The sequence below is a fragment of the Stenotrophomonas sp. PFBMAA-4 genome (assembly GCF_030053215.1).
Classification (GTDB): Bacteria; Pseudomonadota; Gammaproteobacteria; order Xanthomonadales; family Xanthomonadaceae; genus Stenotrophomonas.
Window position 1 is genome coordinate 14,361 of the sequence record NZ_JASGBW010000008.1, and the last position, 19,627, is coordinate 33,987.

Annotated in this window: 5 protein-coding genes; 4 read left to right on the top strand and 1 reads right to left on the bottom strand. The window is 69.4% G+C overall.

Annotated features, from left to right (window positions below):
• Window positions 1–38: 38 nt before the first annotated feature.
• Complete coding sequence (locus tag QMZ26_RS07200; protein WP_283221027.1) at window positions 39–2,162, bottom strand: glycosyl hydrolase family 18 protein; 2,124 nt, start codon at window positions 2,160–2,162, stop codon at window positions 39–41.
• Window positions 2,163–3,012: 850 nt separating this feature from the next.
• Between QMZ26_RS07200 and purL the strand changes: the two genes are divergently transcribed.
• The 4 genes from purL (at window position 3,013) to gspE (ending at window position 19,617) form a co-directional block, all read left to right on the top strand.
• Window positions 3,013–6,897, top strand: coding sequence for a phosphoribosylformylglycinamidine synthase (gene purL / locus QMZ26_RS07205; protein ID WP_283221028.1), 3,885 nt, complete (start codon window positions 3,013–3,015; stop codon window positions 6,895–6,897).
• 443 nt (window positions 6,898–7,340) lie between these two features.
• Window positions 7,341–15,740: an ESPR-type extended signal peptide-containing protein gene (locus QMZ26_RS07210; RefSeq protein WP_283221029.1), complete on the top strand. Its 8,400-nt coding sequence runs from the start codon at window positions 7,341–7,343 to the stop codon at window positions 15,738–15,740.
• 153 nt (window positions 15,741–15,893) lie between these two features.
• The gene (locus QMZ26_RS07215; protein WP_283221030.1) at window positions 15,894–17,747 is read left to right on the top strand and encodes a S8 family peptidase; all 1,854 of its coding nucleotides are present in this window, start codon (window positions 15,894–15,896) and stop codon (window positions 17,745–17,747) included.
• A 148-nt stretch (window positions 17,748–17,895) separates the two neighbouring features.
• Entirely contained in the window at window positions 17,896–19,617 is a 1,722-nt protein-coding gene (gene gspE, locus QMZ26_RS07220; RefSeq protein WP_200733783.1) for a type II secretion system ATPase GspE, read from the top strand.
• Window positions 19,618–19,627 lie beyond the last annotated feature (10 nt).

A 19,627-nucleotide genomic window follows, 5' to 3' on the forward strand; every position in this document is an offset into this window, starting at 1 on the left:
CAGGAAGGGCCGGGGACGCGATGCGTCCCCGGCTTTTTTCATTTCAGGCCATCACTGACCGCCTTGGTCAGCGTGCCCTGTGCATCGTCGCCACTGAACTCCCAGACGAACGCGCCGCCCAGGCCCTGCGTTTTCACGTAGCCCATCTTGCGGGTGATGTTGGCCGGGGTGTCGAAGCTCCACAGCGTGCTGCCGTTGTAGATCCACGTGGCACCGGCGGTGTTGTCGGTGTAACCGGGCCAGGCCAGGTTCTTCAGCACCTTCCAGTCTTCGATGCCGGCCTCGTAGGTGCCCGGCGCAGCACCGCCGGCGGTCTGGTACATGCCGTTGTTGCCGCTGGCCACGCCGGTCCAGCCACGGCCGTAGTAACCGATGCCGAGGTTGAGCTTGGCCGCCGGCACACCGCGGCTGATGAAGGCCTCGATGGCGTCGTTGCTGTTGTAGAGCTTCTGGTCGCCCGTGGACGGATCATTGGGCGAGTCGAACAGCGCGGACTGGTGATTGGTCTTCGCATCCCACGCGCCGTGGAAGTCGTAGGTCATCACATTGATGTAGTCCAGGTACGGGTGGTACGCGGCCGGGTCGGTGACGCGGACCTTGTCGATGCCCGCACCCACCGCCACGGTCAGCAGCAGGCCCGGGCGCACCGCATCGAGCTGGCGGCGGAATTCGGCCATCAGCGCGGTGAAGTTGGCGTTGTCCTCCGGCTTGCCGCACTCGATGCCACACGCCACCGGGTACTCCCAGTCGATGTCGATGCCATCGAACACGCCCAGTGCCGCGGCTGCGCCACCGGCGCCATCGGTCACCGGCAGGTTGCCCTTGATGTACGCATCGATGCAGGAGGCGACGAAGGCCTGGCGGTTTTCCGGGCGTGCGGCGCTGGAGAAGCCACGCGACCAGGTCCAGCCACCCAGCGAGATCAGCACCTTCAGGTCCGGGTACTTGGCCTTCAGCTGCTTGAGCTGGTTCCAGTTGCCGCGCAGCGGCTGGTCCCAGGTATCGGCGCTGCCGCTGACGCTCTCACCGGCAGCGAAGGCCTTGCTGTAATCGGCGAACGCATCGCCACCGGCACCGGTGTTCGGGTCCGACGGCTGGGTGATGCCGACTTCGCAGCGGTTGTTGCGCACGTTGCCGAAGGCGTAGTTGATGTGGGTCAGGCGCGCGGCCGAACCACTGCTGTCGATGTTCTTCACCCGGTAGTTGCGGCCGTAGATGCCCCATTGGGTGAAGTAGCCGATGACCCGCTTGCCGGTGCCGCCGCCGCTGCCGGCCAGGGTGGTGGCACTAACTGCGCTGCCCTGCGCCGACGCGTTGCCGGCATTGTCGCGGGCACGGATGCGGTAGCTGTAGGTGGTCGAAGCGGTCAGCCCGCCATCGACGTAGCTGGCGCTGGACGGCGAGCCGACCAGGCTGCCGTTGCGGTACACGTCGTAGCCGGCCAGGCCGCTGCCACCGGTGTTGTCGGTGGACGGGCTCCAGCTGAGCGCGATGCTGCTGGCAGTGCGGGTGCCCACCGCCAGGCCGCCGGGCACGCTGGGTGCGGTGGTATCGCCGCTGGCCGCGTTGACGGTGATGGTGATGGTGGGGGTGCTGGTGGTGGCGTTGTTGTTGTCGGTGGCCACCGCGCGCAGGGTGTGGCTGCCGGCGCTGGCGTTGGCCCAGCTGGCGTTGTACGGCGCGCTGGTGTCCACCCCGATCGAGCTGCCATCGCGGAAAAACTCGACCTTGCTGACGCTGCCGTCCGGGTCGCTGGCATTGGCGTTCACGGTGATCGTGCTGCCGGCACTGAAGGTGGCGCCGTTGGCGGGCGAGGTCAGGCTGACCACCGGCGGCTGGTTGGCGCCGCTGCCGTCACAGGCACCGAGATTGGTGTAGTAGGGCGCCCCGGCCGGATGGTCCGGCGGTGCGTTCCAGATGTCCTGGTTCGCCCGGTACAGGACCCCTCCCTTCTGCAGGGTGTCGCCGGCCCGGTAGATCTTGGCCTGGTCCCACTGCGCCACGCCGGCACAGCTGGCGGCCTGGGCCAGGCCGGGCAGGGCGGCAGCCCCGGCGGCCAGGGCCAGCAGCCAGGCCAGGCGGCGCGGGCGGAGGGAGCGGAGGGAGCGGGAGGAGCGTTCGGCACTGCGTACATCGGCACTCTGCACAAGCTTGTCGTACATGGTGTGTCTCCGACTTCCGGTGGCGCGCGGGCCGGATGGCATCGCGCGTGACGCAGGTCCGGACATCGCCCGGGGAAGGGCGACGGTGGGGGCGGACGGGTACCTGGCTGGCCGGGGAGAGAGTCCGGGGCCAAGTGGGGACAACGTTGTCATCAATTGGCCGGGCAATCCGTGAGCGAGCGCATGGTTCCGGGATTCGGGTATTCCGGCATTCCGGCGAAGAGCGGCGCTGGCGCGCGGTTGGCTGCCATCGGCGGGGCCCCCTCGTGGCTGGGGCGTTCTGTGAATTTTGTGGGTTGGCCGGGCGGGTGGGCTGCGCAGGGGACGCTGCAAGTACGTCCATGTAAGCTCGTAGGCGCCATCCATGGCGCCTGCGCCCCTGCGCAACCCACCCGCCCGGCCACGGACAGGTTCCTGCGCGCGCCAGCCACGAAAGACAAAAGAAAAATTCAAAAGCAGACGCCGGTCGCTTCGCTCTGGATGCCTGATTTCCTGCTTTTGATCTGTTTCCCCGTTGCCGGCCAGCGGCCGGCACTACCGGGCGGCATCCACGCATGGCGTGGATCTACTGGCCGCCGGGAAACTGTCGAAGGCGGGGTGGGTCCGGTTGCGGGGGTGTGAGCGGCATGGATGCCGCGACCAAGCCCCCATGGATGGGTTTACGGCGTCCCCCGCAACCGGACCCACCCCGCCATCCCCCAGGAAGCCCGCTGTTGCTGTTGCTCCGGCCGTTGCTTCTGCCCTGGCCGTTGCCTTGGCCTCTGCGGGTGCCGGGCGCCGCCCGGCCAAAGACCCTCCCCCCGGTTCCGGTACAATGTCGGGCCCGTTTCCCAACTACGGTTCCCCGGACATGATGGTCCTCGAGGGCGCGCCCGCCCTGTCGCTGTTCCGCCGCGAACGCCTTGAATCCCGCCTGCAGTCCATCGCTCCCTCCCTGCGCATCAGCGGTGCCTGGCACGTCTACTTCGTCCAGCCCGAAGGCACGGCCACCCCCGACGTGGCCACCCTGTGCCGCATCCTGGAAGCCCAGCCGCAGGCCGAGGCCGTCGCCGACGGCGCCGTCAGCCGCATCGTCGTGCCCCGCCTGGGCACCCTGTCGCCCTGGTCCAGCAAGGCCACCGAACTGGTCCGCGGTGCCGGCCAGCCGGTCAGCCGGGTCGAGCGCGGACTGCGCATCGATGTGCAGGGCTGGCCGACCGATGCCGCCGCCCAGCAGGCGCTGGTCAAGGCCCTGCATGACCCGATGACGCAGTCGGTGCTGGAGACCGTGCAGCAGGGCCAGGCCCTGTTCACCACGCCGGCCCGGGGTGAACTGGAACGCGTGCCGGTGGACCAGTTGGAGGCCGCCAACCAGCGCCTCGGCCTGGCCATGGCCCAGGATGAGATCGACTACCTGCGCGAACGCTTCACCGCGCTGGGCCGCTCGCCGTCCGACGTCGAACTGATGATGTTCGCGCAGGCCAACTCCGAGCACTGCCGCCACAAGATCTTCAACGCCAGCTGGACCATCGACGGCCAGGAACAGGACCGTTCGCTGTTCCGGATGATCAAGAACACCCACCAGCAGACCCCGCAGCACACGCTCAGCGCGTACAGCGACAATGCCGCGGTGATCGAAGGCCACCCGGCCTCGCGCTACCGCCCCGATCCGGCCAGCGGCGAGTACCGCCGCGAACCGCAGGTGCCCAGCGCGTTCCAGATCAAGGTTGAAACGCACAACCACCCGACCGCGATTGCGCCGTTCCCGGGCGCCTCGACCGGTGCCGGTGGCGAAATCCGCGACGAAGGCGCGACCGGTCGCGGCGGCAAGCCCAAGGCCGGCCTGACCGGTTTCTCGGTCTCGCACCTGCGCATCCCCGAGCTGCCGCAGCCGTGGGAAGCGCCGCGCGCGCTGAACCCGCGCATGGCGCCGGCGCTGGAAATCATGACCGACGGTCCGCTCGGCGGCGCCGCGTTCAACAACGAGTTCGGCCGCCCGAACCTGCTCGGCTACTTCCGCAGCTTCGAGCTGCCCGAAGGCGCCGATCTGGTCCGCGCCTACGACAAGCCGATCATGCTGGCCGGCGGCCTCGGCGCCATCGACCGCATCCAGGTCGACAAGATCAAGCTGCAGGCCGGTGACGCGGTGATCGTGCTGGGCGGCCCGGCGATGCTGATCGGCCTCGGCGGCGGTGCCGCCAGTTCGGTCGCCTCCGGTGAAAGCGCCGAGGACCTGGACTTCGCCAGCGTGCAGCGCGACAACCCGGAAATGGAGCGTCGCTGCCAGGAAGTCATCGATCGCTGCGTAGCGATGGGCACTGACAACCCGATCAAGTTCTTCCATGACGTTGGTGCCGGTGGCCTGTCCAATGCCATCCCCGAACTGCTGCACGACTCCAGCGTCGGCGGCATCATTGACCTGGGCAAGGTGCCCACCGATGATCCGTCGCTGTCGCCGATGCAGCTGTGGTGCAACGAGTCGCAGGAACGCTACGTGCTGGGCGTGGCCCAGGAGCGCCTGGCCGAGTTCGCCGCGCTGTGTGCCCGCGAGCGCTGCCCGTTCGCCGCCGTCGGCGTGGCTACCGCCGAGGAACACCTGGTGGTGGCCTACGGCGCCGTACCGGGCCACACCCCGGCCGATGGACCGATCGACCTGCCGATGGACGTGCTGTTCGGCAAGCCGCCGAAGATGCACCGCGACACCGCGCACCCGCCGGCACCGCGCTGGCCGGCGCTGAAGACCGCTGGCCTGGACCTGCAGGAAGCCGGCCTGCGCGTGCTCGCGCATCCGACCGTGGCCTCGAAGAACTTCCTGGTCACCATCGGTGACCGCAGCGTCGGTGGCCTGACCGCACGCGAACAGATGGTCGGTCCGTGGCAGCTGCCGGTGGCCGACGTGGCCATTACCCTGGCCGACTTCGACGGCGTGGCGGGCGAAGCCATGTCGCTGGGCGAGCGCACCCCGCTGGCCCTGCTCGACGCCGCCGCCTCGGCACGCATGGCGGTCGGCGAAGCGCTGACCAACCTGTGCGCGGCGCCGGTCGACGCGCTGGATGAAATCAAGCTGTCGGCGAACTGGATGGCCGCCGCCGGCCACCCGGGCGAAGACGCGCTGCTGTACGACGCGGTGAAGGCGGTGGGCATGGAACTGTGCCCGCAGCTGGACATCAGCATCCCGGTGGGCAAGGACTCGCTGTCGATGCAGGCGCAGTGGCACGACCAGGGCGAAGCCCACAAGAGCGTGTCGCCGGTGTCGCTGGTCATCTCGGCGTTCGCGCCGGTGGCCGACGTGCGCCAGCAGCTGACCCCGCTGCTCGACCGCGACGTGGACAGCGAGCTGTGGCTGATCGGCCTCGGTGCCGGCAAGCAGCGCCTGGGCGGTTCGATCCTGGCCCAGGTGCATGCCGACCATGGCGACCTGCCGGCGTTTGCCGGTGCTGCGCCGGACCTGGATGACCCGCAGCGCCTGCGTGGCTTCTTCGAACTGATCCGTGATGCGCGCCAGGCCGGCCTGCTGCTGGCCTACCACGACCGCAGCGATGGCGGTGCCTTCGCCGCGCTGTGCGAAATGGCCTTCACCTCGCGCCTGGGCCTGGACATCACCCTCGATGCTTGGGGCGACGATCCGTTCCGCAGCCTGTTCAACGAAGAGCTGGGCGCGGTGGTGCAGATCGCCCGCGAAGACCGTGCGGCCTTCGCCGACCTGGTCGAGCGCCATGCACTGATCGAATGCGCGCAGCGCATCGCCAAGCCGACCACTGCACCGGTGGTGCGCGTGTCGCTGGGCGGCGAAAACCTGGCCGAATGGCGCTGGGAAGCGTTGTTCGATGCCTGGTGGTCGGTCACCCATGCCATGCAGAAGCGCCGTGACAACCCGGCCAATGCCGATGCCGAGCGTGACGTCGCCCGCGCCTTCAACGCGCCGGGCCTGAAGCCAAAGCTCAGCTTCGACCTCAACGAGGACGTGGCCGCACCGTTCATCAGCACCGGCGCGCGCCCGCGCGTGGCCGTGCTGCGCGAACAGGGCGTCAACGGCCAGATCGAAATGGCCAACGCCTTCGAACGTGCCGGCTTCAGCGCTTTCGACGTGCACATGAGCGACCTGATCGAAGGCCGCGTGGCGCTGCAGGACTTCGCCGGCCTGGTGGCCTGCGGTGGCTTCAGCTACGGCGACGTGCTCGGTGCCGGCCGCGGCTGGGCGACCTCGATCCTCGAGCGCAGCGCGCTGCGCGATGCCTTCGCCGCGTTCTTCGCCCGCGAAGACAGCTTCGCCCTGGGCGTGTGCAACGGCTGCCAGATGATGAGCCAGCTGAAGGACATCATCCCCGGTGCCGAGCACTGGCCGCAGTTCCGCCGCAACGCCAGCGAGCAGTTCGAAGCCCGTACCGCGCTGCTGGAAGTGGTGGAGTCGCCGTCGATCCTGCTGCGTGGCATGGCCGGTTCGCGCCTGCAGGTGGCGGTGGCGCATGGCGAAGGCCAGGCCGTGTTCGACAACGCCGTGGACCAGGCGACCGCCCGCGTGGCGCTGCGCTACGTCGATGGCAACGGCAACGTCGCCAGCCAGTACCCGCTGAACCCGAACGGTTCGCCGGACGGCATCACCGGCCTGACCAGCACCGATGGCCGCGTCACCATCATGATGCCGCACCCGGAACGCACCCCGCGCGCGCTCAACCTGAGCTGGGCCCCGGCCGAGTGGCAGGGTGACTCGCCGTGGATGCGCATGTTCCGCAACGCGCGGGTGTGGTGCGGCTGACGACGTATCCGCCGCGCAGGTTGCAGTGCGATGAAGTACGGAAAACCCGGCAGGCAACTGTCGGGTTTTTCTGTATATGGGCAGAAAATCCTGCCGTAGCCATCAGTTACATGCATTTACATGGCGCCGACATTTCGTCACATGTAAATAACAAAATCGCCGAATAAATAGGCGAAAAAGTGAACTGGTTCACGGCAATTGCATTTTCTGCGTCAAAGTCTTGACGACCCGGAAAGTTCCCGTTAACACTTGGGCCCTGTTTCAATTCTGTTCATACCGCAGTAACCGCACGTCGCTTGCGCTCGGTTTTCTGTCGCTGCGCGGCGTTCGGCAATACCCGCAGTAAATCACGCGAATAACGCCCCCAGGGGACGTTGGACCAGAAGGTCCGGCGCTGGCGTTGCTTTGCCCAAAACCAGTCCAAAAAATCAGGAGCCGTACCGATGAATCGGATTTATCGCAAGGTCTGGAACAAAGCGTTGGGTCAGTTGGTGGTGGCCTCGGAACTGGCCTCTTCCGACACGCGCGGCGGGGTCGTCGACCAGCGTCGCGATGCCGACCACGTACGGCCGGTGACGCTGGCTGCGGCCCTTGCCCTGGCCATGGGACTGGGAGGTTCAGGCCTCGCCGCCGCGCAGTCGGTGGAAGTGGGTGGCAACGCCAACTGCGTGACCCTCAGCAGCAGCCTGATCGACCAGTGCGTGGTTGACGGCAGCGCCAATGCCAGCGGCCGCAACGCCGTGGCCGTGGGCACCGGCAGCACCGCCAGCGCCGCCAACAGCGTCGCCCTGGGGGCTGGCTCCAACGCCAACCGCGCCAACACCGTGTCGGTCGGCGCAACGGGCAACGAACGACAGATCACCAACGTCGCCGCAGGCACGGCAGCCACCGATGCGGTCAACCGCGCCCAGCTCGACGCCCAGGCGCAGGCCACCCAGGCCGCGCTGGCCGCCGCCGCCGCGCAAGGCAGCCGCTACTTCAAGGCTGACGGCGCCGGTGATGACAGCGATGCAGCGCAGATCGATGGCGAAGGCGCACTGGCCGCCGGCGCTTCGGCGACCGCCGATGGCGACGACACCACGGCGTTGGGCCACAACGCGCAGGCGACCGCTGACAGCGCCACCGCCGTTGGCGCGCAGGCGCAGGCCTCGGGCAGTGGCAGCACCAGCGTCGGCGCAGGCAGCACCGCCAGCGGCACCGCGTCGGCCAGCTTCGGCGTCGGCGCCGAAGCCAGCGGTGGTTACAGCACCGCACTGGGCGGCCTGTCCAACGCTTCGGCCTTCAACGCAACGGCGGTCGGCAATGCGGCCAACGCCACCGGCTCCAACAGCGTGGCCGTCGGCGGCGATGCCGAAGCCAGCGGCGCGTACAGCACCGCCACCGGCCAGGGCAGCCTGGCCACTGGTACCAACTCGGTCGCCGTGGGTGGCGCACTGTTCGGCCTGCTGCCGACCGAAGCCTCGGGCGATTACTCCACCGCCGTCGGTGGCGGCGCGTGGGCACCGGGCACCAATGCCACCGCATTGGGCAACGCCGCAGAAGCTCAGGGCGCCAACAGCGTGGCACTGGGTGCCGATTCGATCGCCGAGCGTGACAACACCGTCTCCGTCGGTGGCGCTGGCAACACCCGCCAGATCACCAACGTCGCTGCCGGTACCGAAGGCACCGATGCGGTGAACAAGGACCAGCTGGACGAGGTCGCTGCGACCGCAGAAAACACCCGCAAATACTTCCAGGCCAGCGGCAGCGAGGACAGCGATGCCGGCGCCCTGGCCGAAGGCGACAGCGCGCTGGCGGCCGGTGAAGCGGCCAATGCCATCGGCGATGGCGCCACTGCGCTCGGCGGCGGTGCGACCGCCATCGCCACGCAGGCGACCGCACTCGGCTACAACAGCCTGGCCACCGGCGAGAATGCCTCGGCCGTCGGCACCAACGCGCAGGCCAGCGGCAGCGACAGCGCCGCACTGGGCAGCGGTGCGGTGGCCAGTGAAACCAGCACCACCGCCACCGGCGCCGGCGCACAGGCAACCGCGGTCTACAGCACCGCCAACGGTGCCGAAGCCGTCGCCAGCGGCGCACAGTCGTTGTCCAGCGGCTTCCGCGCAGCGGCCTCGGCCGACGGTGCAACCGCCGTCGGCGGTTACAGCGAAGCCAGTGGCCGGCTGGGTTCGGCACTGGGCTACGGCACCGTCGCCAGCGGCGCCAACAGCACTGCCGCCGGCGTGTTCGCCACCGCGACCGGTGCCGGTGCGGTTGCCGTGGGTGAAGCCAGCGAAGCGACCGGCGACGAGAGCGTCGCCATCGGCGGCAGCACCTACTTCGGCCTGATCACCTCCCGCGCCAGCGGCTACGGTGCATCGGCCTATGGTGCCGGCGCATGGGCCACCGAAGACTATGCAACGGCCATCGGCTGGAACGCCTGGGCCGATGGCGCGCAGTCCACCGCGCTCGGCGCCAGTGCCACCGCCAATGGCAGCAACAGCGTCGCTCTCGGTGCGGCCTCGCAGGCCGACCGTGACAACACCGTGGCCGTCGGCAGCGACGGCAACGAACGCCAGGTGACCCATGTCGCCGCAGGTACCGAAGACACCGACGCGGTGAATGTCGGCCAGCTGAAGGACGTGGCTGCGGTGGCCGACACCACCGCCAAGCGCTTCCAGGCTACCGGCAGCAGCAACAGCGATGCCGGTGCACTGGCCGACGGCGATGACGCACTGGCCGCCGGTGAGGCCGCCAATGCCATCGGCAACGGCGCCACCGCTGTCGGTGCCGGCGCGACCGCCGTCGCCCAGAACGCCACCGCCGTGGGCAACAACGCCCTGGCCAGCGGCCAGAACAGCGCCGCCTTCGGCAACAACGCACAGGCCGCCGGCCCGGGCAGCGTGGCCGTGGGTGGTGCCGCCGTCGATGAAGCAGGCAATCCGTTGATCACCAGCGGTGGCGTGCCGGTGGAAACCGGTGCGACCAGTGCCGGTGTCGGTGGTACCGCCGTCGGCGCCAGCGCCGAAGCCAGCGGCTTCGCGGCATCTTCGTATGGCGTCGGTGCCTATGCGGCCGGCGCACAGTCCTCGGCGTTCGGTGCAGTGGCCAACGCGGTCGGTGATTACTCCACCGCCGTGGGTACGCAGAGCAACGCCACCGGCACCAGCAGCGTGGCCATCGGTGGCCCGGCCGACCTGATCCCCGGCCTGGGCTTCTTCGTACAGACCCAGGCCAGCGGCGAAGCCGCCACCGCCGTCGGTGCCGGTGCCATCGCCAGCGGCGATTACGCCGTCGCCAACGGCAGCCTGACCGAAGCCTCCGGTGCCGAGTCGGTGGCCGTGGGCTACTTCGCGTATGCGCCCGGCGAGAACGCCAGTGCGCTGGGTGCACAGACCTGGGCCAGCGGCGCGCAGAGCACCGCCGTGGGCTACTACGCCACCGCGCGGGGCGCCAACAGCGTCGCCCTCGGTGCCAACTCCGAAGCCGTGCGCGACAACAGCGTGGCCGTCGGCAGCGACGGCAACGAACGGCAGGTCACCCACGTGGCCGCCGGTAGCGAAGACACCGATGCCGTGAACAAGGCCCAGCTCGATGCCGTGGCCAGCACGGCAGACACCACCGCGCGCTTCTTCCAGGCGCAGGGCGAGGAGGGCAGCGATGCCGGCGCCCATGCCGAAGGCGAAGGTGCGGTGGCTGCGGGCTCCGCCAGCAATGCGATCGGCGCAGGCGCGCTCGCACAGGGCGCGGGTGCGGGTGCCATCGGCGCCGATACCGTTGCCCTGGGCCGCAACACCTTCGCCAATGGCGACGGTGCGGTTGCCATCGGTGGCCTCGGCCAGGCCTACGACGAGTACAACCAGCCGCTGCTGGATGACGAAGGCAATCCGGTGCAGGTCGGCACCACCGCCTCGTCAGGCTCCACTGCCGTGGGCAATGCCGCGCTGGCCACCGGCGCCAGCAGCAGCGCGTTCGGCACCGCGGCGCAGGCCACCGGTGACAACAGCTTCGCTGCTGGCGGCAAGTCGCGCGCCAACGGCAGCTATGCCGTCGCCATCGGCGACAGCGCCTTCGCCAAGGCCGACGACAGCACCGCCGTCGGCGGTTACAGCACCGCCAGCGAAGAAGGCGCCACCGCCTTCGGTGCCGGCGCGTGGGCCACCGGCACCAACGCCTCGGCCTTCGGCCCGGCGGCCTGGGCCAGTGCCAACGGCGCAACCTCCATCGGCTACAACAGCTGGGCCAACGGCGTCAGCTCCACCGCGGTCGGCCGCGGCGCCTTCAGCTATGGCGATTACAGCCTGGCACTGGGCTTCCAGGCACTGGGCAACAGCATCAACAGCATCGCGGTGGGCACCAATACCGTGGCCGATGGCGAAAGCGCCATCGCCATCGGTGCCGGCAGCACCGCCGGCGGCAACAACGCCGTGGCCCTCGGCGCAGGCTCGGTGGCTGACCGCGACCGCAGCGTGTCGGTCGGCAGCGCCGGCAGCGAACGCCAGGTCACCAACGTCGCCGCCGGCACCCAGGCCACCGATGCGGTGAACAAGGCCCAGCTGGATGCCGTGGCCGCCAGCGCAGGCACCGGCAACAAGTTCTTCCAGGCCAGCGGCAGCGACGACAGCGATGCCGGCGCCTACGTGGAAGGCGACAACGCACTGGCTGCCGGTGAAGCCGCCAACGCCATCGGTGACGGCGCCATCGCACTGGGCAGCGGCGCCAACGCCATCGGCACCAACGCACAGGCGATCGGCTTCAATGCCCTGGCCAGTGCCGACAACGCCAGCGCCATCGGCGCCAACGCGCAGGCCACCGGCGAGTACGCCACTGCACAGGGTGCGGAAAGCGAAGCCAGCGGCGAGCAGAGTGCCGCCTTCGGTGCCGCAGCCGTGTCCAGTGGCGCCGGCAGCACCGCCACGGGCGTGCTGTCCGAAGCCAGCGGCGAGGAAGCCGTGGCGGTGGGTTACTTCAGCAGCGCCAGCGGCGAAGCGGCCACCGCAGTGGGCAGCGAGAGCGTGGCCAGTGGCACGGCCTCGGCGGCGTTCGGCATCGGTGCCGAAGCCACCGGCGGCTACAGCACCGCCATCGGCGGCTATGCCAGCGCATCGGCGTTCAACGCCACCGCGTTCGGCAATTTCGCCAACGCCTCCGGTTCCAACAGCGTGGCCCTGGGCGGCGATTCGGAAGCGTCCGGTGCCTACGCCACGGCCACCGGCCAGGGCAGCCTGGCCACCGGCGTGAACAGCGTGGCCATCGGCGGTTCGCTGTTCGGCCTGCTCGCCACCGAAGCGTCGGGTGATTACTCCACCGCAGTCGGTGGCGGTGCCTGGGCGCCGGGCACCAACGCCACGGCGCTGGGCAACGCGGCCGAAGCACAGGGTGCCAACAGCGTCGCCCTGGGTGCCGACTCGATTGCAGACCGCGACAACACGGTCTCCGTCGGCGGCGCCGGCAATACCCGCCAGATCACCAACGTCGCCGCCGGCACCGAAGGCACTGATGCGGTGAACAAGGACCAGCTGGATGCAGTCGCCGCCACCGCGGAGAACACCAGCAAGTACTTCCAGGCCAGCGGCAGCGACGACAGCGATGCCGGCGCCTACGTGGAAGGCGACAACGCACTGGCTGCCGGTGAGGCCGCCAACGCCATCGGCGACGGTGCCACCGCGCTCGGCAGTGGTGCCACTGCGGTGGCCGCCAATGCCACTGCGGTCGGCTTCAACAGCCTGGCCACCGGCGGCAACGCAGCGGCCATCGGCAACAACGCCCAGGCCACTGGCGAAGACAGCGCTGCCTTGGGCAGCGGTGCCGTCGCCAGCGAAACCAGCAGCACCGCCACCGGTGCCGGCGCGCAGGCCACGGCGGTCTACAGCACGGCCAACGGTGCCGAAGCCAACGCCAGCGGCGCGCAGTCGCTGGCAAGCGGCTTCCGTGCGGCGGCCTCGGCCGATGGCACGACCGCAGTGGGCGGCTACAGCGAAGCCAGCGGCCGCCTCGGCTCGGCGCTGGGGTATGGCACCCTGGCCAGTGGTGCCAACAGCACTGCCGCCGGCGTGTTCGCCACCGCCAGCGGTGCCAGTTCGGTGGCCATGGGCGATTCCAGCGAAGCCACCGGCGATGAAAGCGTGGCCATCGGCGGCAGCACCTTCTTCGGCCTGATCCCGGCGCGTGCCAGCGGTTACGGCGCGGCGGCCTTCGGTGCCGGCGCGTGGGCGACCGACGACTACGCCACCGCCATCGGCTGGAACTCCTGGGCCGGCGCCGCGCAGTCCACCGCGCTCGGTGCGGGTGCCACCGCCAACGGCATCAACAGTGTTGCGCTCGGTGCCGCCTCCCAGGCCGACCGTGACAACACCGTGGCCGTCGGCAGCGAGGGCGGCGAACGCCAGGTGACCCATGTGGCAGCGGGTACCGAAGGCACCGACGCGGTGAACAAGAACCAGCTGGATGCCGTTGCCGCCACCGCCGAGACCACCAGCAGGTACTTCCAGGCCAGCGGCAGCGCCGACAGCGATGCCGGTGCCTACGTGGAAGGCGACAACGCACTGGCCGCGGGTGAAGCATCCAACGCCATCGGCAACGGCGCCTCCGCGCTGGGCAGCGGCGCCACCGCCCTGGCTGAAAATGCCACGGCCGTCGGCTTCAACAGCCTGGCCACCGGCGCCAATGCCGCGGCCGTCGGCAACGCGGCGCAGGCCACCGGCGAGAACAGTGCCGCGTATGGCAGCGCTGCGGTCGCCAGCGAGATCGGCAGCACCGCCACCGGCAACGCCGCGCAGGCCACGGGTGTCTACAGCACGGCCAACGGTGCCGAAGCCATCGCCAGCGGCGCACAGTCGCTGGCCAGCGGTTTCCGCGCCTCGGCCAGCGCCGATGGCACCACCGCCGTCGGTGGTTACAGCGAAGCCAGCGGCCGCCTTGGCACCGCACTGGGCTACGGCTCGGCCGCCACCGGCGCCAACACCACGGCGGTGGGCTTCGGTGCGACTGCGGCCGGTGCCAACGCGGTGGCGCTGGGCCAGTCCAGCGACGCCAGCGGTGATGAAAGCGTGGCCATCGGCGGCAGCACCTTCTCCGGTCTGATCACGGCGCGTGCCAGCGGCACCGGCGCGGCGGCCTTCGGTGCCGGTGCCTGGGCAACCAGCGATTACGCCAGCGCCATCGGCTGGAACGCCTGGGCCAGCGCTGCCGATGCGACTGCGCTGGGTGCCAACAGCACCGCCAGTGCGGCCAACAGCGTCGCCCTTGGTACCGGCTCGCAGGCCACCCGCGCCAACACGGTGTCGGTGGGCAACACGGCATCGCAGCGGCAGATCACCAATGTGGCTGCCGGTACGGAAACCACCGATGCGGTGAACAAGGGCCAGCTTGATGCCGTGGCCGCCACCGCCGATGCGGTCGGCCAGCGCTTCCAGGCCAACGGCAGCGGCGTGGCTACCGCCAGCGGCACCGATGCGGTGGCCGTGGGCTCCAACGCCACCGCCAGCGGCAACCGCAGCAATGCAGTGGGCAGCGGCGCCAGGGCCGTCGGCAACGCATCGCTGGCGCTGGGTGCCGGCAGTGCGGTCACCGGCAACAACTCGGTGGCCCTGGGTGCCGGCGCACGTGCGGTGGACGCCAACGTGGTCTCGGTCGGTGGCGGCAACGGCACCGATGGCCCGGCCACCCGTCGCATCGTCAACGTGGCCGAGGGCCGCATTGCCGCCGGCAGCAGCGATGCCGTCACCGGTTCGCAGCTCAACGTCACCAACCAGCGCGTGGGTGCGGTCGAGACCCGCGTGGGTGATTTCGATTCGCGCATCTCCACCGTCGAAAGCAGCACCGCCAACGCCATCGGCTACGACGATGCCAGCCACGACCGCCTGACCCTGTCCGGCATCGACGGCACGGTCATCGACAACGTCGGCGCGGGCAGCATCGCCTCGGGCAGCCACCAGGCCATCAACGGCGGCCAGCTGTTCCAGTCGCTCAGCGATGCCGCCAGCATCCTCGGCGGCGGTGCCAGCGTCGGCATGCAGGGGGTGTTCATCGCGCCGAACTACGTCATCCAGGGCAGCACCTACAACAACGTCGGCGACGCCCTGGGCGCACTGGACCGCAAGGTGACCGAGCTTGACCAGCGCACTGCCGGTGGCACCAGCCGTACCGCCACGGCCAGCCTTCGCAGCGCCAGCGTGCAGGCCACTACCGCCCAGGTGGCCACCGTGGCCGAGGCCGATGCAGTGGCCTCGCGGTCCAACGTGGTGGCCAAGCCCAGCGTGGAGGGTGCTGCTGCCGCGCAGCCGGCCGTCGGTGCCAACGCCGTCGCCATGGGCGAGGGTGCCGTGGCCAGCGGGGCGTCGTCCACGGCCATCGGCCAGGGCGCGTCGGCCACCGCTGCCAATGCCGTCGCGCTGGGCCAGGGTTCGGTCGCCGATCGCGCCAACACGGTCTCGGTGGGCAGCGAAGGCAACGAACGCCAGGTGACCAACGTGGCTGCCGGTACCGCCGCCACCGACGCGGTCAACAAGGGGCAGCTGGACCGCGGCATCACCACCGCCAACAGCTACACCGACAGCCGCGTGCAGGCGGTCGCCGACAGCTTCGACGTGTTCAAGGGCGAAGTGGATGGGCGCCTGCGCCACATGGACCGCCGCATCGACCGCCAGGGCGCGATGAGCGCGGCCATGCTCAACATGGCCACCAGTGCCGCCGGCATCCGCACCCAGAACCGGGTCGGCGTCGGCATCGGTTTCCAGGGCGGCGAATCGGCGATGTCGCTGGGCTACCAGCGTGCGATCAGCGATCGCGCCACGGTCACCCTCGGCGGTGCGTTCAGCAGTGATGACGCCTCGGTCGGCGTCGGTGCCGGCTTCGGTTGGTAAGGCAACACCGCGCCGGCGGCCACGCTGCCGGCGCTGCTTCTGCAACAGGGCCTGAGGGGAGGTCTCGGCAAACCCGGCTCGGCCAGCCGGGAACCGTCAAGGATTGATGGCCGCAGTGTTGGATCCAACCATGACCCAGAAGAGGAATGTGACGTGATCAATAAGCAGAACCTTCGCATCAACGTGCTTGCTGCCGCCATGCTGTCGATGACCGCCGCAGGCGCGGTCCACGCCGCTGGCCTGCCGACCCGCGAGCCGGTGCGCCAGGCCAGCACCACCGAAGCGGGCGCCGAGCGCATCATCGTGAAGTATCGCGCCGGTACCGCTGCTGCCAGCGACCGCTCGGCCAAGCTGTCCACGGTGCAGTCCGCACTCACCCGCGCCAGCCTGTCCGGTGGCACCAGCCGTGCCAGCGCGATGGGCCCGCAGGTGGTGCGCAAGCTCGGCATCGGTGCCGACGTGATCCGCCTGAAGGGCCGCCTGGCCCCGGCCGAACTGCAGCGCGTGCTGAAGGAACTCAAGGCCGATCCGTCGGTCCAGTACGCCGAAGCCGACGTCAAACTGCGCCGCACCGAACTGCGCGCGGGCGACGTGAAGCCGGCCCTGATGCCGAACGATCCGCTCTACGCGCAGTACCAGTGGCACCTGAGCAACCCCACCGGCGGCATCAACGCACCGTCGGCCTGGGACGTTTCGCAGGGCGAAGGCGTGGTCGTCGCCGTGCTCGACACCGGCATCCTGCCGCAGCATCCGGATCTGGTCGGCAACCTGCTGGAAGGCTACGACTTCATCAGCGACGCCGAGACCTCGCGCCGTGCCACCGACGACCGCGTGCCGGGCGCGCAGGACTACGGTGACTGGGTGGAGAACGCCAACGAGTGCTACAACGGCTCGCAGCCGGAAGAAAGCTCCTGGCACGGTACGCACGTGGCCGGCACCGTCGCCGAGCAGACCAACAACGGCGTCGGCATGGCCGGTGTCGCACACAAGGCCAAAGTCCTGCCGGTGCGCGTGCTCGGCAAGTGCGGTGGCTACCTCTCCGACATCACCGATGCGATCACCTGGGCGTCGGGTGGCACCGTCGCCGGCATTCCGGCCAACACCAACCCGGCTGAAATCATCAACATGAGCCTGGGTGGCAGTGGTGCGTGCGCAGGCGCCTACCAGGATGCGATCAGCGGCGCGATCTCGCGTGGCACGACCGTGGTGGTGGCCGCCGGCAACGAAACCGACAATGCCGCCAACTACCGCCCGGCCAGCTGCGAAGGCGTGGTGACCGTGGGTGCGACCCGCATCACCGGTGGCATCACCTACTACTCCAACTACGGCACGCGCGTGGATCTGTCCGGCCCGGGCGGCGGTGGCAGCGTGGACGGCAACCCGGGTGGCTTCATCTGGCAGTCCGGTTCGAATGCGGCCACCACGCCGGACTCCGGCACCTACAGCTACATCGGCATGGGCGGTACTTCGATGGCATCGCCGCACGTGGCCGGTGTTGCTGCCCTGGTGCAGAGTGCGCTCATCGCCAACGGCAAGGATCCGCTGGCCCCGGCGGCCCTGCGTGCGCTGCTGAAGGAAACCGCGCGTCCGTTCCCGGTCACCATCCCGGCCTCCACGCCGATCGGCACCGGTATCGTCGATGCCAAGGCCGCGCTGGCCAAGGCCCTGGCCGAGCCGTGCACCGAGAACTGCGAGCCTGAAGGCATCCCGCTGACCAACAAGGTCGCCCTCAGCGGCGTGGCCGGCGCCACCGGCAGCGAGACGGTCTATACCTTCGAGGCCGTCGCCGGCAAGCAGCTGAGCGTGTTGACCTACGGTGGCACCGGCAACGTGTCGGTGTACGTGGCGCAGGGCCGCGTGCCGACCGCCACCGACAACGATGCCAAGTCCAGCCGCCCGGGCAACACCGAGACCGTGCGTGTTGCCAAGCCGGTGGCAGGCACCTACTACGTGAAGGTGGTGGGCGAAGCGGCCTTCAGCGGCGTGACCATCCTGGCCACCCAGTAAGGGCCACGCTTGCACGAAATGTCGTAAGTGAATTGGCGACGCCCGTTACCGGAAGGTGACGGGCGTCGTCTTTCATGGTCCTGCGCGCACAAGGCAGCGGAAGTCCGGGCTGAACTGCTAAAGTCGGGAGGATCGACAGGAGAGTCATGTGAACGCGCTCGCTGCCACTGCCATCGACGACGCCGAAGGCCGCATCCTCGATGCGCTGCTGGCGCGCGGGCGCCTCAAGGAAGGCGACCTGGCGCGCGCACGGCCGCTGCACGCCGAAGCCGGTGGCAGCCTGCTGGGGCTGCTGGTGCGGCTGGGGCTGGTGTCCGAGCGTGACCAGGCGCAGGCCAGTGCCGATGTACTGGGCCTGCCGCTGCTGGAAGGCAAGCAGCTGCCCGAAGCACCGCCGCAGTCGCTGGCCGAAGGCCTGCCGTTGTCGCTGCGTTTCCTGAAGCAGTTCCACGTGTGCCCGCTGGCGCTGGATGAACACGGCGTACGCCTGTGGCTGGCCGATGCCCACGATGCCTATCCGCAGCAGGCCGTGCAGCTGGCGCTGGGCGTACCGGTCAGCCCGGTGCTGGGCATGCGCGCGGAGATCGACGACCTGGTCGAGCGCTGGTTCGGCCAGGGCCGCAGCGCGATGGGTGCGATCGTGGAAACCGCAGATGGCGAAGGCGGCGCGGTCGATGACATCGAACACCTGCGCGACCTCGCTTCCGAAGCCCCGGTCATCCGCCTGGTCAATCTGGTCATCCAGCGTGCGGTGGAACTGCGCGCCTCGGACATCCACGTCGAACCGTTTGAAAGCCGGCTGAAGGTGCGCTACCGCGTCGATGGCGTGCTGGTGGAAGGCGAAAGCCCGCCGGCCAACCTCACCGCCGCGGTCATCAGCCGCATCAAGATCATGGCCCGGCTCAACATCGCCGAACGCCGCCTGCCGCAGGACGGCCGCATCATGCTGCGCGTGCAGGGCAAGGAACTGGACCTGCGCGTGAGCACCGTGCCGACCGCGCACGGCGAAAGCGTGGTGATGCGACTGCTCGACCGCGAAACCGTGGTGTTCGATTTCCACCGGCTCGGCTTCACCGATGCGTTCCTGCCGCAGTTCCGCAAGGTGCTCGAGCAGCCGCACGGCATCCTGCTGGTCACCGGCCCGACCGGCTCGGGCAAGACCACAACGCTGTACACCGCGCTGAGCCAGCTCAACACCGCCGACGTCAAGATCATCACGGTCGAGGATCCGGTCGAGTACCAGATCGAGGGCATCAACCAGATCCAGGCCAAGCCGCAGATCGGCCTGGACTTCGCCAACGCGCTGCGCAGCATCGTCCGCCAGGACCCGGACATCATCATGATCGGCGAAATGCGCGACCTGGAAACCGCGCGCATCGCCATCCAGTCGGCGCTGACCGGCCACCTGGTGCTGTCCACCCTGCACACCAACAACGCAGCCGGCGGCATCACCCGCCTGCTCGACATGGGCGTGGAGGATTACCTGCTCACGTCCACCATCAACGGCATCCTCGCCCAGCGCCTGGTGCGCCGCCTGGAGCCCACCCACGCCGAGCGCTACGAAGCCTCGCCGGAGGAGATCGAACGTTTCGAACTGCGCCGCCTGCAGCCGCAGGGGCCGATCCACCTGTTCCGCCCGAAGCCCTCGGCACTGGCACCGACCGGTTACCTGGGCCGCACCACCATCATGGAGTTCCTGGTGATGAACGACGCGCTGCGGCGCGCGGTGATGCGGCGCGACGGCATGGGCGAGATCGAACGCATCGCCCGCGAGGGCGGCATGCGCACCATGTACGAAGACGGCCTGTCCAAGGCCCTGAGCGGGCAGACGACCATCGAGGAAGTCCTGCGCGTGACCGAGGAGGGTTGATGCGCGCGGG

Coding starts and splice junctions, on each gene's coding strand:
- QMZ26_RS07200 (WP_283221027.1), bottom strand. CDS start 2,162: ATGTACGACAAGCTTGTGCAGAGTGCCGATGTACGCAGTGCCGAACGC.
- purL (WP_283221028.1), top strand. CDS start 3,013: ATGATGGTCCTCGAGGGCGCGCCCGCCCTGTCGCTGTTCCGCCGCGAA.
- QMZ26_RS07210 (WP_283221029.1), top strand. CDS start 7,341: ATGAATCGGATTTATCGCAAGGTCTGGAACAAAGCGTTGGGTCAGTTG.